Source organism: Streptomyces sp. A0958, assembly GCF_004795035.1.
Classification (GTDB): Bacteria; Actinomycetota; Actinomycetes; order Streptomycetales; family Streptomycetaceae; genus Streptomyces.
This window is the reverse complement of sequence record NZ_SSBK01000016.1, coordinates 59,573-82,751: the sequence shown is the minus strand read 5'-3', so window position 1 is coordinate 82,751 and position 23,179 is coordinate 59,573. Positions and strand designations below refer to the sequence as shown.

Here is a 23,179-nt window from a genome sequence, read left to right as displayed (position 1 = left end):
ATGACCACCACAAACACCGCCACCACCGCGACGACCGTCCTGGACGCCAGCGGAGTCACCATGCGCTTCGGCGGCCTCACCGCCGTACGAGGCGTCGACCTCACCGTCAACGCCGGCGAGATCGTCGGCCTCATCGGCCCCAACGGCGCCGGCAAGACCACCTTCTTCAACTGCCTCACCGGCCTCTACGTCCCCACCGAAGGCAAGGTCAGCTACAAGGGCACCGTCCTGCCGCCCAAGCCCCACCTCGTCACCAAGGCCGGCATCGCCCGCACCTTCCAGAACATCCGCCTCTTCGCCAACATGACCGTCCTGGAAAACGTCCTCGTCGGACGCCACACCAGGACCAAGGAAGGCCTCTTCTCCGCCCTCCTGCGCCTGCCCGGCTACACCAAGGCCGAGAACGGCAGCCGCGAACGCGCCATGGAACTCCTCGCGTTCATCGGCCTCCAGGACAAGGCCGACCACCTCGCGCGCAACCTCCCCTACGGAGACCAGCGCAAGCTCGAAATCGCCCGCGCACTCGCCAGCGACCCCGGACTCCTCCTCCTGGACGAGCCCACCGCCGGCATGAACCCCCAGGAAACCCGCGTCACCGAAGAACTCATCTTCGCCATCCGGGACCAGGGCATCGCCGTCCTCGTCATCGAGCACGACATGCGCTTCATCTTCAACCTCTGCGACCGCGTCGCCTGCCTCGTCCAGGGCGAAAAGCTCGTCGAAGGCACCGCCTCCGTCGTCCAGAGCGACGAACGCGTCATCGCCGCCTACCTCGGCACCCCCTTCGAAGGCGCCCCCGGCGCCGAAGAGGTCGCGGAGGTCGAAGCCGCCGAAGCGGAAGCGGAAGCCACGGCGACACCGGAAGCGGCCGCCCCGGCCGCCCCGGCCGCCCCGGCCGAGGAAACCCCCGCCACCACCACCGCTCCCACCGAAGAGGAGGACAACCGATGACCGCACTGCTGGAGGTCGAGGACCTCCGCGTCGCCTACGGCAAGATCGAAGCCGTCAAGGGCATCTCCTTCACCGTCGAGACCGGCCAGGTCGTCACCCTCATCGGCACCAACGGCGCCGGCAAGACCACCACCCTGCGCACCCTCTCCGGGCTCCTCAAACCGCTCGGCGGCCGCATCCTCTTCGAAGGCAAGCCGCTCACCAACGTCCCCGCACACAAGATCGTCTCCCTGGGCCTCGCCCACTCCCCCGAGGGCCGCCACATCTTCCCCCGGCTGACGATCACGGAGAACCTCCTCCTCGGCGCCTACCTCCGCAGCGACAAGGCGGGCATCGAGAAGGACGTCCAGCGCGCCTACGACCTCTTCCCCATCCTCGGGGAACGCCGCAAGCAGGCCGCCGGAACCCTCTCCGGCGGCGAACAGCAGATGCTCGCCATGGGCCGCGCGCTCATGTCCCAGCCCAAGCTCCTCATGCTGGACGAGCCCTCCATGGGCCTCTCCCCGATCATGATGCAGAAGATCATGGAGACCATCGTCGAGCTGAAGTCCTCCGGCACCACGATCCTCCTGGTCGAACAGAACGCCCAGGCCGCGCTGTCCCTCGCGGACCAGGGCCACGTCATGGAGATCGGCAAGATCGTCCTCTCCGGCACCGGAGCGGACCTCCTCCACGACGAGTCCGTCCGCAAGGCGTACCTCGGCGAGGACTGAGCCGTACCGGCACGAGAAAGGCCCGCGCCTCCTGGCGCGGGCCTTTCCCCTGTCCCACGGAACCTACTCCGCGGCCTTCTTCTTCTCCTCGGCGTCCTCGATCAACGCCTCCGCGAGCTGCTGCATCGACAGCCGGCGGTCCATCGACGTCTTCTGAATCCACCGGAACGCCTCCGGCTCCGACAGCCCGTAATCCGTCTGCAGAATGCTCTTCGCCCGGTCCACCAGCTTCCGCGTCTCCAGCCGCTGCGCCAGGTCCGCGACCTCGCTCTCCAGCGCCTTCAGCTCGGAGAACCGCGAGACGGCCATCTCGATGGCCGGTACGACGTCGCTCTTGCTGAACGGCTTCACGAGGTACGCCATCGCCCCGGCGTCCCGGGCCCGCTCCACGAGGTCGCGCTGCGAGAACGCGGTGAGCATGAGGACCGGCGCGATGGACTCCTCGGCGATCTTCTCGGCGGCGGAGATCCCGTCGAGGACCGGCATCTTCACATCGAGGATGACCAGGTCCGGCTTGTGCTCCCGGGCCAGCTCGACGGCCTGCTGCCCGTCCCCGGCCTCGCCGACGACCGAGTAGCCCTCTTCTTCGAGCATCTCTTTGAGGTCGAGGCGGATGAGCGCCTCGTCCTCGGCGATGACGACGCGGGTCGTCAGCGGCGGGACGTGCGACTTGTCGTCGTCGGCGACGGGCTGGGGCGACTCGGGGGTGGTCACGGGGCTCCTTGGTCAAGACAGGGGTGCTGCTCCCAAGAGCCTACCTAGTTACGGTATGTTTGAGGCACGGAGGGTCGCGCGCGTCCTTCGTTTCGAAGGGGCCCCGGTAGCCCAGCGGTAGAGGCCATGGATTCAAAACCCATACAGCGTCGGTTCGAATCCGACTCGGGGCACTTCTCCTTCGATTTTAAGGCTGCGCAGGATATTGGCGATCTTCACCCTTGCTGATGAACGCGCTCTCAAGTCGGGCACGAGTCTGCGAAGGTCGAACAAGACTCGGCCGCATGGAACAGCACAATCCGTCAATACGCGACGAAGCACTCGCCCTCTTGCGGAGCGGAACCACGAACCGTGCGGTTGCGGAACTGCTCAAGGTGCCGCGCGGAACAATCGGCTGGTGGCTGCATGAGGATCGAAAGCAACGCGGGATTCAATTCGAGCGGCCTACCGACTGCCCAATGTGTACGGGCCGAGCATTCGATCGCCTCGCCTACGCGTACCTGCTTGGCCTTTACCTGGGCGACGGCCACATCATCTCAAAGCGGAAACAGCACCACCTGTCGATCTTCTGCGGCGAGGCGCACCCAGGGCTGATCGACGAAGCCGAGTCGGCCATCCGCCGAGTGATGCCTGTGCCGCGCACTGCGCGCCGCCACAGAAATGGATGCGTCGAAGTCAAGTCCTTCACGCAGCACTGGACGTGCCTCTTCCCTCAACACGGCCCCGGCAAGAAGCACGACCGCCCCATCCTCCTCACCTCCTGGCAACAGGAGATCGTCGACGCCCACCCCTGGGACTTCATCCGCGGCCTCGTCCACTCCGACGGCTGTCGGACCATGAACTGGACAACCAGGGTGGTCGGCGGCGTGAAGAAGAAGTACGAGTACCCCCGGTACTGGTTCACCAACGTCTCGGACGACATCAGACAGCTCTACACCGACACCCTCGACAAGCTCGGCATCGAGTGGACGCACTGCACACGCGCGGGCAAGAAGTACAACATCTCCGTAGCCCGACGGGCATCCGTCGCCCTCATGGATGCACACGTCGGGCCGAAATACTGAGCGCGCCGCCCTACTTCGGGCTGTCGTCCTCGCCGATGTGGTGCACGCGTACCAGGTTCGTCGTGCCTGCCATCCCCGGCGGGGAGCCGGCCGTGATCACCACCACGTCGCCCTTCTGGCAGCGGCCGATCTTCAGCAGTTCCTCGTCCACCTGGGCGACCATCGCGTCCGTCGAGTCCACGTGCGGGCCGAGGAACGTCTCCACGCCCCACGTCAGGTTCAGCTGGGAGCGGGTGGCCGGGTCCGGGGTGAAGGCCAGGAGGGGGATGGGCGAGCGGTAGCGGGAGAGGCGCTTGACCGTGTCGCCGCTCTGGGTGAACGCGACCAGGAACTTCGCGCCGAGGAAGTCGCCCATCTCGGCCGCCGCGCGGGCCACCGCGCCGCCCTGGGTGCGGGGCTTGTTGCGGTCGGTGAGGGGCGGGAGGCCCTTGTCGAGGATGTCCTCCTCGGCGGCCTCCACGATGCGCGACATCGTGCGGACCGTCTCGACGGGGTACTTGCCGACGCTGGTCTCGCCGGAGAGCATCACCGCGTCCGTGCCGTCGATGACGGCGTTGGCGACATCGGAGGCCTCGGCGCGGGTGGGCCGGGAGTTGTCGATCATCGAGTCGAGCATCTGGGTCGCGACGATGACCGGCTTCGCGTTGCGCTTGGCGAGCTTGATCGCGCGCTTCTGGACGATCGGGACCTGCTCCAGCGGCATTTCGACGCCGAGGTCGCCGCGGGCGACCATGATGCCGTCGAAGGCGGCGACGATGTCCTCGATGTTGTCGACGGCCTGGGGCTTCTCGACCTTGGCGATGACGGGGAGGCGGCGGCCCTCCTCGTCCATCACGCGGTGGACGTCCTCGATGTCGCGTCCGCTGCGGACGAAGGAGAGGGCGATGATGTCGGCGCCCGTGCGGATGGCCCAGCGGAGGTCGTCGATGTCCTTCTCGGAGAGCGCGGGGACGGAGACGGCGACCCCGGGGAGGTTGAGCCCCTTGTGGTCGGAGACCATGCCGCCCTCGACCACGGTGGTGCGGACGCGGGGGCCGTCGACCTCGGTGACTTCGAGGGCGACGCGGCCGTCGTCGATCAGGATGCGTTCGCCGGGGGTGACGTCGGCGGCGAGGCCGCTGTAGGTGGTGCCGCAGGCGTGGCGGTCGCCTTCCATGGGTTCGACGGTGATGGTGAAGTCGTCGCCGCGTTCAAGGAGTACGGGGCCTTCGCGGAAGCGTCCGAGGCGGATCTTCGGGCCTTGAAGGTCGGCGAGGATGCCGACGCTGCGGTGGGCTTCGTCGGACGCCTTGCGGACGCGGTGGTAGCGCTCTTCGTGTTCGGCGTAGGTGCCGTGGCTGAGGTTGAGGCGGGCGATGTCCATTCCCGCTTCGACCAGGCCCTTGATCTGGTCGTATGTGTCGGTGGCGGGTCCCAGGGTGCAAACGATTTTGGCTCGGCGCATGGTTCGACCCTAGACCTTACCTATGGGTAGGTAATTGGCTCTGCATGACTGCCCAACGAGCTTTGAATGAAGGGTTATTGACAAGTGTTGAATTGTGCGGTGGCGCGCTCGGATGAGCGTGCCGGGGCGTGCCGGGGGCGGGAATTCAGAGTTTCGGCGGGGTCATGATGAAGCGGGCGTTCACCTGGGCGTAGACGGTCTGCTGCTGGGGTTCGAGGTCGAGGGCGGGCGGGTCATCGGCGTCTGCGAAACCTCCGAGCGCGAGGGCGGCGGCGCCGCGCTGGGCGTAGGCGGCGGGGGCGGGGGGCTCCGCGCCGATGTCGGCGAGTTCCACGAGGGCGGCGAGTTCCGCGCCGACGGCGGCGGCGTATTCGCGGGCGCGCTGGACGGCTTCGCGGACGGCTTGGCGGCGGGCTTCGCCGTGGGCGGGTGAGGTGGGGCGCAGGGCCCACCAGGGGCCGTCGACGCGGGTCATGTCGAGGTCGCCGGCGCGGGTGATGAATTCGCCGAGGGCGGTGAAGTCGTTGAGGACGGCGGTGATGTGGACGCGGCCGTGGTAGGCGCGGATCTTTTCGTCGCGGCCGCGCTGGGTGAGTTCGGGGGTGATGGAGAGGGTGCCGGTTTCGAGTCGTTCGATGGCGTCCCCGTAGTTGTGGGCGAGTTCGAGGACGGTGGTGTTGCGGCGGGTGAGGTCTTCGAGGGCGGTGCGGCGGTCTTTGCCGCGGGCGGTGACGGTGATGGAGAGGTGGGCGGTTTCGGGGTCGACTTCGAGGCGGGCTTCGCCTCGGACGGCGAGGCGGGGTTGGTGGGGGGTGCCGTAGGGCTGTGCGGTGTCGGTCATGGGTTCACTGTGGCACCCGGGTGTGGCGGTCGTGTGTGGCGCCCGGGTGTGGCGGTCGTGTGTGGCGGTCGTGTGTGTCTCCGTGGGGTCGTCGGGGGGACAACGGGTGGTCATGGGGCGGAAACGCGCCGGGGGTGTTGCCGGGGGTGGTGCGTGGGTGATTATCTACGCGCGTTGTCCGCTCATGCGTGTGGTTGTTGTCTACGCGCGTCATATGTGAGCGGAGCGGACAGAACCGCGCATGACGGAACTTCGCACCAAGAGAACTGAGATGTGGGAGACGAGATGCCGCTGAACCGAAGGACGTTCCTGGGGACATCGGCCGCGGCCGGCGCGGGTGCGGTGATCGCGGGTGGTGCCGCGGCGCCGGCCCAGGCGCACGGGCGGGGGCAGGGTCATGGGCACGGGCGTCCGCAGAAGCGGTATTCGTTCACCGTGATGGGGACGACCGATCTGCACGGGAACGTCTTCAACTGGGACTACTTCACCGACGCGGAGTTCGATGACAGCGATCACAACGACGTCGGTCTGGCGAAGATCTCGACGCTGGTGAACCAGGTGCGGCGGGAGAAGGGCCGTCACAACACGTTGATGATCGACGCGGGTGACACGATCCAGGGCACGCAGCTCTCGTACTACTACGCGAAGATCGACCCGATCACGGCGAAGCGTGGGCCGGTGCATCCGATGGCGCGGGCGATGAACGCGATCGGTTACGACGCGGCGGCGTTGGGCAACCACGAGTTCAACTACGGCATTCCGGTGTTGCGGAAGTTCGAGGAGCAGTGCGATTTCCCGCTGCTCGGGGCGAACGCGCTGGACGCGAAGACGTTGCGGCCGGCGTTCGCGCCGTATGTCATCAAGAAGCTGCGTACTCCGCACGGCCGGGATGTGAAGGTGGCGGTCCTGGGTCTGACGAATCCGGGGATCGCGATCTGGGACAAGGCGAATGTGGGCGGGAAGATGGTTTTCCCGGGTCTGGAGGAGCAGGCGGCGAAGTATGTGCCGCGGCTGCGTTCGATGGGTGCGGACGTGGTGATCGTGTCGGCGCACTCGGGTAACAGCGGGACGTCGTCGTACGGGGATCAGATTCCGTATGTGGAGAACGCGGCGGGTCTGGTGGCGGAGCAGGTGGCGGGGATCGACGCGATTCTGGTGGGTCACGCGCATCTGGAGATTCCCGAGTACTTCGTGGAGAACAAGAAGACGGGGAAGAAGGTCGTGCTCTCGGAGCCGTTGAAGTGGGGGCAGCGGCTGACGCTGTTCGACTTCGATGTGGTGTGGGAGAAGGGGCGCTGGGTGGTCGAGAAGGCCGGTTCCCGGGTGCTGAACTCGAACACGGCGGCGGAGGACCCGAGGATCACGAAGCTGTTGACGGGTGAGCACAAGAAGGTCGTGGCGTACGTCAACCAGGTGATCGGGACGTCGACGGCGGCGATGACGACGGCCGAGGCGGCGTGGAAGGACGAGCCGATCATCGACCTGATCAACGTCGTCCAGACGGAGACGGTGAAGGAGGCGCTGGCCGGTGGTGAGTACGCGGAGCTGCCGGTGTTGTCGCAGGCGTCGTGTTTTTCGCGTACGGCGCGGATTCCGGCCGGGGATGTGACGATCAAGGATGCGGCGGGTCTGTATCCGTTCGAGAACACGCTGGAGGCGCGGTTGTTGACGGGGGCGCAGGTTCTGGACTATCTGGAGTTCTCGGCGCGGTATTACGTGCAGACGGCGGTGGGTGCGCCGGTGGACCCGGAGAAGTTGACGAATGCGGACGGCACTCCGGATTACAACTATGACGCGGTGTCGGGTCTGACGTATGAGGTCGACATCGCGAAGCCTGCCGGTTCGCGGATCGTGAATCTGTCGTTCGGGGGGAAGGCGATCGATCCGGCGGCGCAGTTCGTGCTGGCGGTGAACAATTACCGGGCGAGTGGTGGGGGCAATTTCCCGCATGTTCCGGGTGCGAAGCAGTTGTGGGCGAATTCGGAGGAGATCCGGAACACGATCATCGGCTGGGTGCGGGCGAAGGGTTCGGTGGACGGTGCGCGGTTCGCTTCGGTGGACTGGCGGCTGACGCGGGGCGGTACGCCGGTGTTCTGATCGCTGCGGGTTTGCTGGAGGCGGTCGTTCCTCTTCCCTGTGCGGGTGGTGGGGCGGCCGCCTTTTCTGTGTGTGTGGGTGGTCAGTTGTTGCGGGTGAGGGGGGCGGGGGTGGGGTTCTGGGTGGGGATGGTGGGTTGGGTGAGGCCGAAGGTGGTGAAGGCGGAGCGTTGTGGGAGGGGGTAGGGGGTGGTGCCGGTGAGGTTGTTGAGGATGGTGGCGCTGCGCCAGGCGGCGAGGCCGAGGTCGGGGGCTCCGACGCCGTGGGTGTGGCGTTCGGCGTTCTGTACGTAGATGTGGCCGGTGACGGCGGGGCCGAGGTCGAGGCGGTAGTGGTCGTCGATGCGGGGGCGGCCGGAGGTGTCGCGGCGCAGGTGGGGGGTGAGGTTGTCGAGGATGTGGTCGAGGGGGCGTTCGCGGTAGCCGGTGGCGAGGATGACGGCGTCGGTGGTGAGGCTGGTGCGGGTGCCTTGTTGGGTGTGTTCGAGGTGGAGTTCGACGCGGGTGTTGGCGACGCGGCCGGCGGTTCGTACGGCTACGCCGGGGGTGAGGGTGGCGTCGGGCCAGCCGCCGTGGAGGGTGCGGCGGTAGAGCTCGTCGTGGATGGCGGTGATGGTGTCGTGGTCGATGCCTTTGTGGAGCTGCCATTGCTGGGGGAGGAGGGCGTCGCGTGCGGGTTCTGGGAGTGCGTGGAAGTAGCGGGTGTAGTCGGGGGTGAAGTGTTCGAGGCCGAGTTTGGAGTACTCCATGGGGGCGAAGGCGGGGGTGCGGGCGAGCCAGTGGAGTTTTTCGTTGCCTGTGGGGCGGGCGCGGAGGAGGTCGAGGAAGATCTCGGCGCCGGACTGGCCCGATCCGATGACGGTGATGTGGTCGGCGGTGAGGAGGCGTTCGCGGTGGTGGAGGTAGTCGGCGGAGTGGATGACGGGGACGGTGGTGGCGTCGGCGAGGGGTTTGAGGGGTTCGGGGATGTGGGGTTCGGTGCCGATGCCGAGGGCGATGTGGCGGGTGTGGGTGCGGCCGAGTGATGCGGCTTCGCCGAGGGCGTCGAGTTGGGTGTAGTCGACTTCGAAGTGGGCGGCTTGGGGGTTCCAGCGGACGGCGTCGACCTGGTGGCCGAAGTGGAGGCCGGGGAGTTGGTCGCTGACCCAGCGGCAGTAGGCGTCGTATTCGGTGCGGTGGATGTGGAAGCGCTCGGCGAAGTAGAAGGGGAAGAGGCGGTCCTGGGTGCGTTGGTAGTTGAGGAAGCTCCAGGGGCTGGTGGGGTCGGCGAGGGTGACGAGGTCGGCGAGGAAGGGGACTTGGAGGGTGGCGCCGTCGATGAGGAGTCCGGGGTGCCAGTGGAAGGCGGGGCGTTGTTCGTAGAAGGCGGTGGTGAGGGGGGTGGTCAGGCCGTGGGCGAGGGCGGCGAGGGAGAGGTTGAAGGGGCCGATGCCGATGCCGACGAGGTCGTGCGGCCGGTGGGGGTCGGGGGTGGGCCGGTCGGTCATCGGAGGGTGCTGCCTTCCTTGAGTTCGGTGGTGAGGTGGGTGACGAGGTCGAGGAGGCGGCGGAGGTCGTCGGGGGTGGTGTGGGGGTTGAGGAGGGTGACCTTGAGCCAGAGGCGGTCGTGGGCGTGGGTGCGGCCGAGTACGGCGTGGCCGCGGGTGAGGAGTGTGCGGCGGATGGTGGCGACGGTGTGGTCGTCGGCGGCGGTGGGGCGGAAGAGGACGGTGCTGATGGTGGGGCGGTCGTAGAGGTCGAGGGTGGGGGTGCGGGTGATGAGGTCGGCGAGGTGGTGGGCGGCGGCGCAGGTGCGGTCGATGAGGTCGGCGAGTCCGGTGCGGCCGAGTGCTCGGAGGGTGATGGCGATCTTGAGTGCGTCGGGGCGGCGGGTGGTGCGCAGGGAGCGGCCGAGGAGGTCGGGGAGGCCGGCTTCGGTGTCGTCGTCGGCGTTGAGGTAGGGGGCGTGGTGGTGGAGGGGGTGGAGGTGGCGGCGGTCGGGGACGGCGAGGATGCCGGCGGATGCGGGTTGCCAGCCGAGTTTGTGGAGGTCGAGGGTGACGCTGTCGGCGCGGTCGAGGCCGTCGACGTGGTGGCGGTGGGTGGGGCTGAAGAGGAGGGGTCCGCCGTAGGCGGCGTCGATGTGGAGTTCGGCGCCGTGGTGGGTGCAGAGGTCGGCGATGGCGGTGAGGGGGTCGATCTGTCCGGTGTCGGTGGTGCCGGCGGTGGCGGTGACGAGGAGGGGGCCGCGTCCTTGGTTGCGGATGAGGGTGTCGTGGAGGGCGGGGAGGTCGATGGTGCCGGTGGGGGCGGGGACGGTGAGGGGTGTGGGGAGGCCGAGGAGCCAGGCGGCGCGGGCGATGCTGTGGTGGGCGTTGGCGCCGGTGATGGTCTGGACGGGGCCGTGGCGTTCGCGGGCGAGGAGGAGGGCGAGTTGGTTGGCCTCGGTGCCGCCGGTGGTGATGACGGCGTCGGGTGCGGGGTGGTGGGGGTAGATCTCGGCGGCGAGCGCGGCGGTGGTGTCGGCTTCGAGGGTGGAGGCGGCGGGGGCCTGGTCCCAGGAGTCCATGGAGGGGTTGAGGGCTGAGGCGGCGAGGTCGGCGGCTGCGGCGAGGGCGAGGGGCGGGGTGTGGAGGTGGGCGGCGCAGAGGGGGTCGGCGGGGTCGGCGGTGCCTTCGGTGAGGGCTTGGACGACGGTGGCGAGGGCGTGGTGGGGGCCGGTTCCCTGGTCGGGGATGAGGGGGGTGAGGGCGGTGCGCATGCGGGGGGTGACGGTGTCGGGTCCGCCTGCGGGGAGGGGGCCGTCGCGGCGGCGGGCGCCTTCGGTCAGTGCGGTGAGGACGGTGTCGAGGAGGGGGCGCAGCGCGGTGGGTCCGGTGGTGGACCCGGCGAGGGGCGGGGTGGGCATGGGGTGGTTGGTCCTTCGGGCGCGCGTGGGTGGGTGGTGTGCGGGCATGGGTGTGCATGCCAGCTTGTCCGGGTTTCGGGTGGCGCGTCCGGGGAGCCGGGTGATCTGAACTCGAAAGGGTGACCGGTGCGATTGGGCGCGGGCTGTCGGGGGGCGGGGTGGTATGGGGGTGCTGTTGTACGGGTGTGCCCGGCCTGCTCCTCGGTGGTGAGGGGTGGGCCGGGCACGGGTGGGTGTGCGGGTTGGGTCAGTGGGCGTTGCGTACGGTCAGGGCGCGGCGCAGGTCGTCGATCTGGTCGGTGAGTTTGCGGCGCAGGGCGGGGGTGAGGGCTTGGTCGGTGAGGGCTTCTTCGCCGAGGCGGAGGCTGTCGGCGTCGATGGCGTGGACGGGGAAGGCGTGGGTTCCGGCTGCTTCGGCGATGGCGGGGCCGCGGCGGACGGCGAGTTGGGCGGCGTCGGGGTAGTAGCGGGGCACGTATGCGCGTACGAGGTCGGTGTGTTCGGGTTGCCAGAAGCCTTGGGCGGTGGCGGTGAACAGGTAGTTGGAGAGGCTGTCGTCGCTGAACATGGCGTGCCAGGCGGCGGCTTTGGCGTCGGGGGTGGGCAGGGCGGCGCGGCAGCGGGCGGCGCCTTCCTGGCCGGTGGCGCTGGGGTCGGCTTCGAGGGCGGCGGCGATGGCGGTTTCGTCGGTGGCGCCGAGGACGGCGAGGCGGGTGAGGATGCGCCAGCGCAGTTCGGGGTCGAGTTCGGGTCCGCCGGGGACGGTGTCGTCGGCGAGCCATGCCTGGATGGTGTCGGGCTGGGTGGTGGCGTCGATGAGGTGGCGTACGGCGGTGAGGCGGAGGCCGGGGTGGGTGCCGTCCTCGGTGCGGCGGATGAGGTCGCGGCACAGGGCGGTGAGGGTGGCGAGGGCGGCGGGCCGGTCCTCGGGGGTGGTGTAGCGGCCGGCGGCCCGGGTGTCGGCGAAGGTGAGGACGCCTTGGAGGAGGGCGAGGTCGGTCTCGTACGGGAGGTGGGCGCGGGCGGCTTCGAGGTAGGTGCTGGGGGCGAGTTCGCCGTCGCGGACCATGTCGCGGGCGGCGTTCCAGATCACGGCGCGGGTGAGGGCGTCGGGGATGCCGGAGAGGCTGTCCAGGACGGTGTTCCAGGAGTCCGGGTCGAGGCGGATCTTGGCGTAGGTGAGGTCTTGGTCGTTGAGGACGACGAGGGCGGGGCGGCGGCCGGGGCGGGTGACGGGGGTGTCCCCGGGGATGCCGGTGTCGAAGCGTTCGCGCAGGACGAGGGGGGTGGGGCCGTGCTGGGTGTCGAGGGTGTGGTCGTAGGCGCCGACGGTGATGCGGTGGGGGCGGGTGCCGTGGTGGTCGACGGTGAGGGACCAGGTGGTGTCGGTCTCGGTGGTGTGTGCGGTGAGGGTGTCGATCCCGGTGGTGCGCAGCCACTGGTCGGCCCAGCCGTGGACGTCGCGGTCGGTGGCGGAGGCGAGGTTGTCGATGAAGTCGGCGAGGGTGGCGTTGGCGAACTTGTGGCGGGCGAAGTGCGTGTTGATGCCCGCGAGGAAGTCCTTCTCGCCGAGCCAGGCGACGAGTTGGCGCAGGGCGGAGGCGCCCTTGGCGTAGGAGATGCCGTCGAAGTTGAGGAGGGCGGAGGCGGTGTCGGGGACGTCGGCGGGGTCGGGGGCGACGGGGTGGGTGGAGGGGCGCTGGTCGGCGTCGTAGCCCCAGCCCTTGCGGGCGACGCCGAAGTCGACCCAGGTGTCGGGGAACGGGGTCTCCCCTGCTCGTGCGGGGTTGGGGGCTTGGGGAAGGGTGGCTTCGGCGAGGGTCTGGTAGCCCATGTACTCGGCGAAGGACTCGTTGAGCCAGATGTCGTCCCACCAGGCGAGGGTGACGAGGTCGCCGAACCACATGTGGGCCATTTCGTGGGCGATGACCACGCCGCGGGTCTGGCGTTCGGTGTCGGTGACGGCGGAGCGGTAGACGTACTCGTCGCGGAAGGTGACGAGGCCGGGGTTCTCCATGGCGCCGGCGTTGAATTCGGGGACGAACGCCTGGTCGTAGGAGTCGAACGGGTAGGGCTCGTCGAACTTCTCCTGGAACCGGTCGAAGCAGGCGCGGGTGATGCCGAGGATTTCGTCGGCGTCGGCGTCGAGGTGGGGGGCGAGGGACCGGCGGCAGTGGATGCCGAAGGGCAGGCCGGCGTGCTCGGTGGTCACGGAGTGCCAGGGTCCGGCGGCGACGGCGACGAGGTAGGTGGAGAGCGGCGGTGTGGGGGCGAGGGTCCAGCGGCCGTCGCCGGTGTGTTCGGCGATCCCGTTGCCGAGGACGGTCCAGCCTTCGGGGGCGGTGACGGTGAGGGCGAAGACGGACTTCAGGTCGGGCTGGTCGAACGCGGCGAAGACGCGCTGGACGTCCTCCATGAACAGCTGGGTGTAGACGTACGTCTCGTTGTCGCTGGGGTCGGTGAAGCGGTGCATGCCTTCGCCGGTGCGCGAGTAGTTCATCGCGGCGTCGACGCGCAGCTCGTGGGAACCGGCGGCGAGGCCGCTCAGGGGGTACCGGTTCTCGGTGAGGTCCGCGGGGTCGAGCGGCTGCCCGTCCAGGCTGATGGAGCGCAGGGCCGCGGGCTTGAGCTCGATGAACGTGTCACCGGCCGTGCGGGCGGTGAACTCGATCACGGTTCGGGAGTCGAAGGTCTCCTCCCCCGCGGTGAGATCGAGTTCGACCGTGTATCGCTGTACATCGAGGATCTGGGCTCGGGCCTGCGCTTCGTCGCGCGTCAGTACGGACATGGGGACATGCTGCCGTATGGGCGGGGCGGTGTGCAGGCGGGACCGGGCGGGGGCGGCGTCGGGAGCCGGGGGCTACGGCTTCACCGACTCCTCCGCGATGCGTTCGTGGTGGCGGATGACCTCGGCGACGATGAAGTTCAGCAGCTTCTCGGCGAAGGCCGGGTCCAGGTGGGCGCTCTCCGCGAGTTCGCGCAGGCGGGCGATCTGGCGGGCCTCGCGGGCCGGGTCGGCCGGGGGCAGCTGGTGGGCGGCCTTGAGGTGGCCGACCTGCTGGGTGCACTTGAAGCGTTCGGCCAGCATGTGGACGACGGCCGCGTCGATGTTGTCGATGCTCTGGCGCAGCCGGTTCAGTTCGACGCGTACGGAGTCGTCGATGTCGCTCGTGGTCATGGTCAGCGAGCTTAGACGGACAGGGCTACGGGGTGATCGTCGGCGGGTGCTGCGGGTCGGGTACCCGGTCGCTCCAGCCGCCCGGCACGCTGCGGCCCTGCTGTTCGCGGAAGCGGACCGGGGCCATGCCCACGCGGCGGGCGAACAGGCGTGAGAAGTACGCCGGGTCGTCGTAGCCGACGCGGCGGGCGACGGCCGCGACCGGCAGGTCTCCGGTGGCGAGGAGTTCCTTGGCGCGGCCGAGCCGGATGCCCAGGAGGTAGTCCTTCGGGCTGCACCCCGCGCCCCGGCGCACCGCCGTACGCAGCTCGGCGGAGGTCATGCCGTGCCGGGCGGCGTGCTCGGCCACCGACAGCGGCTGGAAGGCGTCGCGGGCCAGGGCCTGGAGGACCGGGTCGCCGTCCGGTCCGACGTCGGCGCGGGCCCTGCGCAGCGCGACGAGGAGTTCGTGCACGGCGGCCCCGGTCTCCACCTCCAGCAGCGGGTTGCCGCGGCGGGCCGCCCGGACCATGCGGCCGACCGCGGCGCGCGGGGCGGCGGTGTCGGAGAGCGGGACCAGGGGGCGGTCCGGCTCGATGTAGCCGAGCTCGGTGTACGTGGCGGTGGCGGGCCCGGTGAAGTCGACGAAGCTCTCGTCCCAGCCGGTCGCCGGGTCGGCGCCGTAGTGGTGCGGGGTGCCCGGGGTCAGCCAGATCAGGCTGGGCGCGGTCACGGGCACGCGGCGCCCGTCGGACCCGGCGAACCACCCGCTGCCGGAGTTGATGACGACGGCCACGTGGTGGTCGAGGGTGCGCGGGCCCACGGTCGGCAGCGTGCCGTGCTGGAGGCCGACCCCGAGGCAGACCAGGCCGAGGCGGTGGTGGAGCGGGCTCGGGGTGAAGAAGCGCATCCAGGTGTGGTACATCGGCCTTCACTCCCCGGTCCTCGCGTCGTGCGCCGCACGGGTACGGGCGCTGCGTCCAAACAGCCATGATCTTTGTCCATGGACCGGCCGCACGCCAGGGGTGAGGCTGGGCCGAGACATTCCGCGCACAGGAGAGAACGAGCACGATGGCTGACTTCACCGTGGGGGACGACGGCTTCCGGATCGACGGGAGGCCCGTACGGCTGCTGTCGGGGGCCCTGCACTACTTCCGGGTGCACGAGGCCCAGTGGGACCACCGGTTGTCGATGCTGCGGGCGATGGGCCTGAACTGCGTGGAGACGTACGTCCCGTGGAACCTGCACGAGCCCCGGCCCGGCCGCTTCCGGGACGTCGGGGCGCTGGGCCGGTTCCTGGACGCGGCGCACCGGGCCGGCCTGTGGGCGATCGTGCGCCCGGGGCCCTACATCTGCGCCGAGTGGGAGAACGGCGGTCTGCCCGCCTGGGTGACCGGGCGGTTCGGGCGGCGGGTGCGGACCCGGGACGAGGACTATCTCGACGCGGTGCGCTCCTGGTTCGCCGCGCTGCTGCCGCAGGTCGCGGAGCGCCGGATCGGCCGCGGCGGCCCGGTGATCATGGTGCAGGCGGAGAACGAGTACGGGAGTTACGGCACCGACGAGGTCTATCTGCGCCGGGTGGCCGACATGCTGGGCGAGTTCGGGGTGGGCGTGCCGCTGTTCACCTCGGACGGGCCGGAGGACCACATGCTCACCGGTGGTTCGGTGCCCGGTCTGCTCGCCACGGCGAACTTCGGCTCGGGCGCCCGTGAGGCGTTCCGGGTGCTGCGCCGCCATCAGGCGACGGGCCCGCTGATGTGCATGGAGTTCTGGTGCGGCTGGTTCGAGCACTGGGGTGCGCCGCCGGTCGTGCGTGACCCGGCGCAGGCCGCCGGCGCGCTGGCGGAGATCCTGGAGTGCGGGGCCTCGGTGAACATCTACATGGCGCACGGCGGCACGAACTTCGCCGGCTGGGCGGGCGCCAACCGCTCGGGTCCGCTCCAGGACCGGGAGCTGCGGCCGACGGTGACGTCGTACGACTACGACGCGCCGATCGACGAGTACGGCCGGGCCACGGAGAAGTTCCGCCTGTTCCGTGAGGTCCTTGCCGCGTACGCGGACGGGCCGTTGCCCCCGCTGCCGCCCGAGCCGGTCGGGCCGAAGGCCCCGGTGCGGGCGGAGCTGGCCGAGTGGGCGCCGCTGCCCGCCGTGCTGGAGGCGCTGGGCGACGAGGAGTCGGCGGAGTGCGGGGTGCCGCCCACGTTCGAGGAGCTGGGGGTCGACCGGGGCCTGGTGCGCTACCGGGTCGCCGTGCCGGGTCCGCGCCGCCCGTACACCCTGGGCGTCTCGGGGCTGCGGGACCGGGCCGTGGTGTACGTGGACGGGGTGCGCCGGGGCGTCCTGAGCGAGGAGGCGGCGGACCTGGCGGAGCCGGTGGCCGGGCCCGCCGATGTGGAGCTGTGGGTGGAGTCGCTGGGCCGGGTCAACTACGGGCCGCGCCTGGGCGAGCCGAAGGGGATCACCGGGGGCGTGCTGCACGAGCGCCAGTACCTGCACGGGGTGCGGGCGCGGGGGCTCCGGCTCGACGCGTTCGACGAGCCGGGCGCGGTGGCGGGCGTCCCGTTCGCACCGGTCGACGGGTCCGGCGGGACGGGCCTGTACCGGGGCACGTTCGAGATCGCGGACGCGCACGGCACGGATCACGCCGGTCTGGAGCTCCCCGGCTGGACGCGCGGGTTCGTCTGGGTGAACGGCTTATGCCTCGGGCGCTACTGGTCGGTGGGCCCGCAGCGGACGCTGTACGTGCCGGGGCCCGTGCTGCGGGTCGGTGCCAACGAGGTGTGGGTGCTGGAGACGGAGGGCGCGGGCGCGCCGTACGTGGAGCTGGGCCCGGGGTTGCCCGTGCGCACGGGCGGCTGACAGCCCCGGGCCCGCCCGCCCCGGTCTACAGTGGGGAGGAGTCGAGCGTCGCGGGAGCGGGGGTGGGGACGTGACGGACAGCCCCCGCCGCAGCCCGGTGGAGCACGGTTTCCCGCATCTGGCCACCGTCCGCTCGGCGATCACCGCGCTGTACCGGCGCCTTTCGTACGACGGTGTGCAGCAGTTCGCCTCCAGCCTCGCCCCCGTGGACGCCGCGTTCGCCGACACGGACGATCTGCACCTGGGTGCGCAGCGGGTGGCGCGGGCGATGGTGCGCCACTTCCGGCTGCCGGACGCCCGGATGATCGTGGCGTTCCGTGCGATGGAGCACGCGGGCAGTGTCGAACTCGCGGCGGGCCCCGAGTACTTCATCGAGCTGAACGACCGCTTCCGTACGCACCGCCGGGACATCGGCGCGGCCCTGTCGCACGAGGTCACGCACGTGCTGCTGCACCGGCTCGGCCTCGGATTCCCCGGAACCCGTGACAACGAGATCCTGACCGACACGGCGGCGGCCTATCTGGGGGCGGGCTGGCTGTTGCTGGACGCGTTCCGCGAGGACGCCGTCACCAGCCAGAAGCTGGGCTACCTCACGCCGGAGGAGTTCGGGTACGTCCTGGCCAAGCGGGCGCTCGTGTTCGGCGAGGACCCCTCGCCGTGGTTCACCAGCCCGCAGGCGTACACCGCGTACGAGGAGGGCCGGGCGCGGGCCCTGCGGGAGAGTGCGCAGCCGCCGCTCACGGCGGCCGGCTGGGCGGGCCGCCGCAGGTACGCCAGGGACCGGCGGTACGCGCAGGACCATCCGGGCGGGGGCGCGGCCCCGGGCCGGGAGGTCCCGTACGCCTTCGAGACCGCCGGGGACGGGTTGCGGGTCTCCTTCCCGTGCCCCACCTGCCACCAGCGCAACAGGGTGCCCGTCCGGGGCCGGGTGCGGGCCAGGTGTGCGCTGTGCCGCACGGTGCTCGACTGCACGACCTGAGCCGACGGGCTTTCGCACACGGCGTATTACAGTCGAAATGTGACAGAAGATCCGAGGTTGCGGGCCGTGGGGGCGGCGGGCGGGCAGAGCCTGTTCGACGCCTTGTACGAGGGCGACGACGCCGTCGTACGGCTGCTGCGCGCCGGCGCGTCCGCCGAGTCGGTGGACGCGGAGGGGATGAGCGCGCTCTACCTCGCGGCGGTCTCGGACCGGCCGGGCGCGGTGCGCCTGCTGCTCGCGGCGGGCGCCGACCCCGACCGGGCCTGCGGGCCGGAGTCGGGTGATCTGCCGCTGTGCGGGGCGTCGTGCGGGGGTCATACGGAGGTGGTCGAGGCGCTGCTCGCCGCCGGGGCGCGGCCGGATCTGCCCGAGCAGTTCGGGTTCACGGCGCTGCGCTGGGCGGTGGGGCTCGGTCACGCGCGGACGGCGGGCGTGCTGCTCGCGTACGGCGCCGACCCGTGCCGCCCGGGCCCGGAGGGCGAGGCGCCGCTGCTGACGGCCGCCCGCCGGGGTTCGCTCGCGACCGTACGGGAGTTGCTGCGGCACGGCGCGGGAGCGCGACGGCACACGGTCGAGAAGGCACTCGGCGAGGCGCGGCGCCTGCTGGAGACCGACCTGGAGCAGGAACTGCGGGCCGGTTTGCACGAGATGTACGGGGCCGAGGCGGCGTACGAGGTCGTGGTGCGGCGCGATGTGGTCGACGGTGGCGAAACCCTCACCGTCGAACTGGTGCGTGACGGACAGTCGTTCGCGGGCCGGGACCAGCAGACGGGCCACGGCGCGATCGCCACGGCCCTGGAGGGCGAACTCGGCGTCCGGGCCCCCTACGAGGAGCTGGCCCGCCGGGCGCTGCGGTCCGGGGGCCCGGGGCTGGACAACTGGCGGGTGGCGGTGGAGGCGCTGGCCGAGCGGGGCGACGAGGAGACCCGGCAGGCGGCGGCCGCGTGGTGTGCGAGCGGGGACGGGGCGCGTCGGGCGTTCGGAGCGGAGGTCGCGGGGGCGCTGCCCCTGAACCCCCGCTCCTCGATCGCCGGAGGGGCTTGATCGCCCGGCCCTCGATGCCGGAGCGGGTCGAGCTAGGCGGCGCGGCGGCTGCGCGTGGGCGCGCCGCCCCGGCCGGTCCCGCGCGAGGCGCCGCCGGTTCCCCGTGAGGCGCCGCCGGTCCCGCTCGTGCCCTGCGTGCCGGTGCCGCCCGCGCCACCGCCGCCGCGACGTCCGCGGCCCCGGCTGCCCGAGCGGACCCGGGTGCCGGTGCCCGTGCCGGCTCCGGCCGGCCGCGTGCGCGGCTTCGGCTGGGTCGGCTGGGGTACCTCTATGACGACCGCGACACCGGACGGCTCGCGCGCCCCGGTGATCCGGGACAGCTCCTCGTCGCTGGACTTGATCCGGGTGGTGCGCGGCGCGATGCCCGCGTCCTGCATCAGCCGGGTCATGTCCCGCTTCTCGTCGGGCAGCACCAGCGTGACGACGCTGCCGGACTCGCCGGCGCGCGCGGTGCGCCCGCCGCGGTGCAGGTAGTCCTTGTGGTCGGTGGGCGGGTCCACGTTGACGACGAGGTCGAGGTCGTCGACGTGGATGCCGCGCGCCGCCACGTTCGTCGCGACGAGGGCGGTGACCTGGCCGTTCTTGAACTGGTCCAGGGTCCGGTTGCGCTGCGGCTGCGAACGCCCGCCGTGCAGCGCGGCCGCCCGTACCCCGCTGGCCAGCAGCCGCTTGGCGAAGCGGTCGGCGGCGCGCTTGGTGTCCACGAACATGATCACGCGGCCCTCGCGGGCGGCGATCTTCGTGGCGACGGCCTTCTTGTCGGTCTCGTCCAGGACATGGAGGACGTGGTGCTCCATGGTGGTGACCGCACCGGCGGACGGGTCGACCGAGTGCACGACGGGGTCGGTGAGGAACATGTTGACCAGGCGGTCGATGTTCTTGTCCAGGGTCGCGGAGAACAGCATCCGCTGCCCGTCCGGCTCGACCTGCTTGAGCAGGGCGACGACCTGCGGCATGAAGCCCATGTCGGCCATCTGGTCGGCCTCGTCCAGGACGGTGATCGAGACCTGGTCCAGGCGGCAGTCGCCGCGCTCGATGAGGTCCTTGAGCCGGCCCGGGGTCGCGACGAGCACCTCGGCGCCGCGCCGCAGCGTGGCCGACTGCTTGGTGATCGACATGCCGCCGACGACGGTGGCCAGGCGCAGGTTGACCGCGGTGGCGTACGGCGTCAGGGCGTCGGTGACCTGCTGGGCGAGCTCGCGGGTCGGGACGAGGACGAGGACCAGGGGTGCCTTCGGCTCGGCGCGGCGGCCGGCGGTGCGGGCCAGGAGCGCGAGGCCGAAGGCGAGGGTCTTGCCGGAACCGGTGCGGCCCCGGCCGAGGATGTCCCGGCCGGCCAGCGAGTTCGGCAGGGTGGCGCCCTGGATCGGGAACGGTTCGGTGACGCCCTGCGCGGCAAGGGTCTTCAGCAGGGCGGCGGGCATGTCCAGCTCGGCGAACGCCTCGACGGCGGGCAGTGCGGGGGTGATGGTCTCGGGCAGCGCGAATTCGCCCTGCGGCGGCGTGGCCCTGCGACGGGGCGACGCCTTTCCGGTTCCCTTGCCGGAACCCTGTGCGGTTGCCTTTGCCTGGGCCGTGCCGCGCCCCCTCGACGGGCGGTTGCGGGCGGGACGGTCCTGACGTTCGGAGCGGGTCATAACGGAATTGCCCTCCTGGGACAGCACGAGCCGGGGCCCGCACCTTGACGGTGCGGGCCCCGGCTGCGAGGTACGCGTCCGGCGATTAGGCCGGGACGATGTTCTCCGCCTGCGGGCCCTTCTGGCCCTGCGTGACGTCGAAGGTGACCTTCTGGCCCTCAAGGAGCTCGCGGAAGCCCGAGGTGGCGATGTTCGAGTAGTGGGCGAAGACGTCGGCGCCGCCGCCGTCCTGCTCGATGAAGCCGAAGCCCTTTTCAGAGTTGAACCACTTCACGGTTCCAGTAGCCATGTCATTCTCCTAAGGAGGTGCAGTGCCGGAAATTCGCACTTTACGAATTCCAAGTCGCCGCATTGAGCCCCATCCGGAGAAAGCCGGAAAACAATAAAGCGCCTGACGAAGCATTCCCGTCAGGCGCACATAAAGTTCATGGGTACCAAAACTGCAACGGGACTACCGTAGCACGATCCGGCGGCGGGCGGCGGGTGATCTCGGCCGTTTCAGTGCCGCAGGGCGATTCCGTCCAGGACCATCGACAGGTACTGGCGGGCGATCTCCTCGGGGCTGTGCCGCCCGCCGGGCCGGTACCAGGACGCGGCGACCCAGACGGTGTCGCGGACGAAGCGGTAGGTCAGGCGGATGTCCAGGTCGGCGCGGAAGGTGCCGTCGGCGACGCCGCGCTCCAGGGTGCCGAGCCACGCCTTCTCGAACTTCTGCTGCGAGTCGTCCAGGTACTGGAACCTCGGCTGGGCGGCCAGGTGCCGGGCCTCCTTCTGGTAGATGGCGACGGCGTCGCGGTGCCGGTCGATCTCCCGGAAGGACTCGGTGACCAGCGCCTCGATGGTCTCCCTGGGGCCGAGCCCGGCTTCGAGCACGGCGTCGTACCCCTCCCAGAGCTCGTTCAGGAAGGTGGAGAGGATCTCGTCCACCATCGATTCCTTGGAGTCGAAGTGGTAGTAGAGGCTGCCCGCGAGCATTCCGGCCGCGTCCGCGATCCTGCGCACGGTCGTGGCGTTGTATCCCTGGGCGGCGAAGACCTCGGCGGCGGTGGCGAGCAGTTCGGCGCGGCGCTCGGGCGAGGGGGTCCCCTGGGGCTTCTTCTTGGTAGGCACCCGCCCATTCTCCGCCCCGCCGCCCCGCCCGCCGCGCGGCCCCGGGCCGGGAGGCCGCGCTCAGAGGTCCCCGGAGAGCGTCCCCTCGTCGTTGCCCCTGCGGATCGTGCGCAGCGGCCGGCCGGGCCGCCAGGTGCTGATGACGAGGGTGTCGCCGCCCTTCAGGCCGACGCGCACCACCTCGGTCGGCTCGACGCGGAACAGGTGGAAGGGCTCGGGCGGCTTCCTCTCGTCGATGAAGCGGGCGAGTACGTCCGGATCGGTCACCTCGACCGCGCGCCCGGAGATCCGGACGTCCCCGTCGGCCATCTCGGCGTCGGGCCCGGGGTTGGCGTGCACGCAGAATCGGGGGTCGCGGCGCAGGTCGAGGGCCTTGCGGGAGTTCGGCATCATCCCGAGGTGCGGCTCGTCCCGCCAGAAGTCCACCTCCAGGCCGGTGAGCCGGGGCGACCCGTCCGTGCGGAGCGTCGCGAGGACGTGGTGGCGGTACCGCTCGAACCGCCGACGCACGGTGTCGGCGAGGGCCGGCTCGGCGGTCCGGAAGTCTGTCCAGGAAATCGGAGTCATGACGCCATCGAACTCGGGAAACCCGACATCCTCTGTCGGGTTTCCGGCGGGAGGGGCCGTGGCCCACCCGTTCGGGTGCCGTCGTGACCTGCGGAGCCCGGGTGCGGGGTGCCGTGCCGCGTTCGCTATCTTGATCGCCGCCGCCCCCACCGGCCTCTGGTCCCCGTACAGACGAAGGAGCCGGCCATGGAGGCCGCCGTCACCACGTGCTACCGCCACCCCTCGTACGAGACGTACGTGAGCTGCGTCCGCTGCGAGCGCTTCATCTGCCCGAGCTGCATGCGCGAGGCGGCGGTCGGCCATCAGTGCGTGGAGTGCGTGAAGGAGGGGCAGCGCTCGATCCGGCAGGCGCGGACCGCGTTCGGCGGTGCGGTGCCCCGCAACGCGGTGCCGATCGTCACCTATGTGCTGATCGGCCTCAACATCCTGGCGTACCTGGCCGAGCTGATCCGCCCGGGGATCGTCGACCGGTTCGCGATGGCGGGGGCCGGGCTGTCCGGTCCGGACGGCGGGCGGTACGTGTACGTCGACGGGGGCTACCCCGGGTACGACGTGTTCGGGGTGGTGGACGGTGAGTGGTACCGGCTGCTGACCGGGGCCTTCCTCCATCTGCCGCCGGACGGCTCGTCGTTCGGCTCGGTGCCGTTCGGGGTGCTGCACATCGTGTTCAACATGTACGCGCTGTGGAACCTGGGCCGGGTGGTCGAGGAGCAGTTGGGCCGGGTCCGCTTCCTCGCCCTGTATCTGCTGGCGGCGCTGGGCGGTTCGGTGCTGGTGTACCTGGTCGCGCCGTCCGGCGACACGGTCGGCGCCTCGGGGGCGATCTTCGGTCTCGCGGCGGCGTTCTACGTCATCGGCCGGCGCCTGGGCCGGGACATGCGGGCGGTGAACCGCTTCCTGGCCGTGTTCCTGGTCTGGATGCTGATCTCGGCGGGCTTCACCTCCTGGGAGGCGCACCTGGGCGGGCTGCTCACCGGGGCGGCGGTGACGGTCGTGTACGCGTACGCCCCCGCCGGGCGGCGTACGGCGGTGCAGGCGGCCGGGTGCGTGGTGCTGGCTGCGGTGCTGGTGCTGCTGGTGGTCCTCAAGACGTCCGCGCTGACGGGCTGAGCGGGG

At 70.6% G+C, this 23,179-nt stretch carries 20 protein-coding genes and 1 tRNA gene; 9 read left to right on the top strand and 12 right to left on the bottom strand.

Translation table 11 applies throughout. The annotated features are described in order from the left end of the window. Together E6P78_RS17940 and E6P78_RS17935 are read left to right on the top strand one after the other, a co-directional pair. The gene (locus E6P78_RS17940) at nucleotides 1-951 is read left to right on the top strand and encodes an ABC transporter ATP-binding protein (protein WP_136204609.1); all 951 of its coding nucleotides are present in this window, start codon (nucleotides 1-3) and stop codon (nucleotides 949-951) included. Further along, complete coding sequence (locus tag E6P78_RS17935) at nucleotides 948-1,664, top strand: ABC transporter ATP-binding protein (RefSeq protein WP_136204608.1); 717 nt, start codon at nucleotides 948-950, stop codon at nucleotides 1,662-1,664. The genes E6P78_RS17940 and E6P78_RS17935 overlap by 4 nt, the downstream gene beginning before the upstream one ends. Nucleotides 1,665-1,727: 63 nt before the next feature. On the opposite strand, the gene E6P78_RS17930 is transcribed toward E6P78_RS17935, so the two are convergent. Further along, nucleotides 1,728-2,378 (bottom strand): response regulator, encoded by a 651-nt coding sequence (locus E6P78_RS17930; protein WP_136204607.1) that lies wholly within the window; start codon nucleotides 2,376-2,378, stop codon nucleotides 1,728-1,730. Between the two features lie 100 nt (nucleotides 2,379-2,478). On the opposite strand from E6P78_RS17930, the gene E6P78_RS17925 reads away from it, so the two are divergent. Together E6P78_RS17925 and E6P78_RS17920 are read left to right on the top strand one after the other, a co-directional pair. Then, a tRNA-Leu gene (locus tag E6P78_RS17925) sits at nucleotides 2,479-2,551 on the top strand. Nucleotides 2,552-2,662: 111 nt separating this feature from the next. Continuing rightward, entirely contained in the window at nucleotides 2,663-3,442 is a 780-nt protein-coding gene (locus E6P78_RS17920; protein ID WP_136204606.1) for a helix-turn-helix domain-containing protein, read from the top strand. 10 nt (nucleotides 3,443-3,452) lie between these two features. On the opposite strand, the gene pyk is transcribed toward E6P78_RS17920, so the two are convergent. Further along, nucleotides 3,453-4,886: a pyruvate kinase gene (gene pyk, locus E6P78_RS17915; protein ID WP_136204605.1), complete on the bottom strand. Its 1,434-nt coding sequence runs from the start codon at nucleotides 4,884-4,886 to the stop codon at nucleotides 3,453-3,455. Between the two features lie 145 nt (nucleotides 4,887-5,031). Beyond that, nucleotides 5,032-5,727, bottom strand: a complete 696-nt coding sequence (locus E6P78_RS17910; RefSeq protein WP_136204604.1) for an SIMPL domain-containing protein — start codon at nucleotides 5,725-5,727, stop codon at nucleotides 5,032-5,034. A gap of 285 nt (nucleotides 5,728-6,012) precedes the next feature. Between E6P78_RS17910 and E6P78_RS17905 the strand changes: the two genes are divergently transcribed. Continuing rightward, nucleotides 6,013-7,824: a 5'-nucleotidase C-terminal domain-containing protein gene (locus E6P78_RS17905; RefSeq protein WP_136204603.1), complete on the top strand. Its 1,812-nt coding sequence runs from the start codon at nucleotides 6,013-6,015 to the stop codon at nucleotides 7,822-7,824. An 82-nt stretch (nucleotides 7,825-7,906) separates the two neighbouring features. Here the strand turns inward: E6P78_RS17905 and E6P78_RS17900 are convergent, their stop codons facing one another. From E6P78_RS17900 to E6P78_RS17880, 5 genes are all read right to left on the bottom strand, one after another. Beyond that, nucleotides 7,907-9,310, bottom strand: coding sequence for a SidA/IucD/PvdA family monooxygenase (locus tag E6P78_RS17900; protein ID WP_136204602.1), 1,404 nt, complete (start codon nucleotides 9,308-9,310; stop codon nucleotides 7,907-7,909). Further along, complete coding sequence (locus tag E6P78_RS17895) at nucleotides 9,307-10,710, bottom strand: aminotransferase class V-fold PLP-dependent enzyme (RefSeq protein WP_136204601.1); 1,404 nt, start codon at nucleotides 10,708-10,710, stop codon at nucleotides 9,307-9,309. Before E6P78_RS17895 ends, E6P78_RS17900 begins: the two co-directional genes overlap by 4 nt. A gap of 247 nt (nucleotides 10,711-10,957) precedes the next feature. Continuing rightward, nucleotides 10,958-13,498 (bottom strand): aminopeptidase N, encoded by a 2,541-nt coding sequence (gene pepN, locus E6P78_RS17890; protein ID WP_136204600.1) that lies wholly within the window; start codon nucleotides 13,496-13,498, stop codon nucleotides 10,958-10,960. Nucleotides 13,499-13,570: 72 nt separating this feature from the next. Continuing rightward, nucleotides 13,571-13,888 (bottom strand): chorismate mutase, encoded by a 318-nt coding sequence (locus tag E6P78_RS17885; protein ID WP_136204599.1) that lies wholly within the window; start codon nucleotides 13,886-13,888, stop codon nucleotides 13,571-13,573. Nucleotides 13,889-13,913: 25 nt separating this feature from the next. After that, nucleotides 13,914-14,792, bottom strand: a complete 879-nt coding sequence (locus E6P78_RS17880; RefSeq protein WP_136204598.1) for an AraC family transcriptional regulator — start codon at nucleotides 14,790-14,792, stop codon at nucleotides 13,914-13,916. A gap of 146 nt (nucleotides 14,793-14,938) precedes the next feature. Here E6P78_RS17880 and E6P78_RS17875 point away from each other — a divergent pair, with 146 nt between their 5' ends. The 3 genes from E6P78_RS17875 to E6P78_RS17865 all read left to right on the top strand — a co-directional run bounded on the left by E6P78_RS17875 (nucleotide 14,939) and on the right by E6P78_RS17865 (nucleotide 18,749). Beyond that, on the top strand, nucleotides 14,939-16,726 hold the full coding sequence (locus E6P78_RS17875) for a glycoside hydrolase family 35 protein (protein WP_136204597.1): 1,788 nt from the start codon (nucleotides 14,939-14,941) through the stop codon (nucleotides 16,724-16,726). 70 nt (nucleotides 16,727-16,796) lie between these two features. Next, nucleotides 16,797-17,705: a hypothetical protein gene (locus E6P78_RS17870; RefSeq protein ID WP_136204596.1), complete on the top strand. Its 909-nt coding sequence runs from the start codon at nucleotides 16,797-16,799 to the stop codon at nucleotides 17,703-17,705. Nucleotides 17,706-17,744: 39 nt separating this feature from the next. Further along, a complete protein-coding gene (locus tag E6P78_RS17865) occupies nucleotides 17,745-18,749 on the top strand; it encodes an ankyrin repeat domain-containing protein (RefSeq protein WP_240799249.1) in 1,005 nt (334 codons plus the stop codon). A gap of 32 nt (nucleotides 18,750-18,781) precedes the next feature. Here the strand turns inward: E6P78_RS17865 and E6P78_RS17860 are convergent, their stop codons facing one another. The 4 genes from E6P78_RS17860 to E6P78_RS17845 all read right to left on the bottom strand — a co-directional run bounded on the left by E6P78_RS17860 (nucleotide 18,782) and on the right by E6P78_RS17845 (nucleotide 22,063). Continuing rightward, nucleotides 18,782-20,386 (bottom strand): DEAD/DEAH box helicase, encoded by a 1,605-nt coding sequence (locus tag E6P78_RS17860; protein WP_136204595.1) that lies wholly within the window; start codon nucleotides 20,384-20,386, stop codon nucleotides 18,782-18,784. A gap of 85 nt (nucleotides 20,387-20,471) precedes the next feature. Further along, on the bottom strand, nucleotides 20,472-20,675 hold the full coding sequence (locus E6P78_RS17855; protein WP_018555593.1) for a cold-shock protein: 204 nt from the start codon (nucleotides 20,673-20,675) through the stop codon (nucleotides 20,472-20,474). Between the two features lie 209 nt (nucleotides 20,676-20,884). Then, nucleotides 20,885-21,496 (bottom strand): TetR/AcrR family transcriptional regulator, encoded by a 612-nt coding sequence (locus E6P78_RS17850; RefSeq protein ID WP_136204594.1) that lies wholly within the window; start codon nucleotides 21,494-21,496, stop codon nucleotides 20,885-20,887. Between the two features lie 60 nt (nucleotides 21,497-21,556). Next, entirely contained in the window at nucleotides 21,557-22,063 is a 507-nt protein-coding gene (locus tag E6P78_RS17845; protein ID WP_136204593.1) for a pyridoxamine 5'-phosphate oxidase family protein, read from the bottom strand. A 186-nt stretch (nucleotides 22,064-22,249) separates the two neighbouring features. On the opposite strand from E6P78_RS17845, the gene E6P78_RS17840 reads away from it, so the two are divergent. Next, a complete protein-coding gene (locus tag E6P78_RS17840) occupies nucleotides 22,250-23,173 on the top strand; it encodes a rhomboid family intramembrane serine protease (RefSeq protein WP_136204592.1) in 924 nt (307 codons plus the stop codon). Nucleotides 23,174-23,179 lie beyond the last annotated feature (6 nt).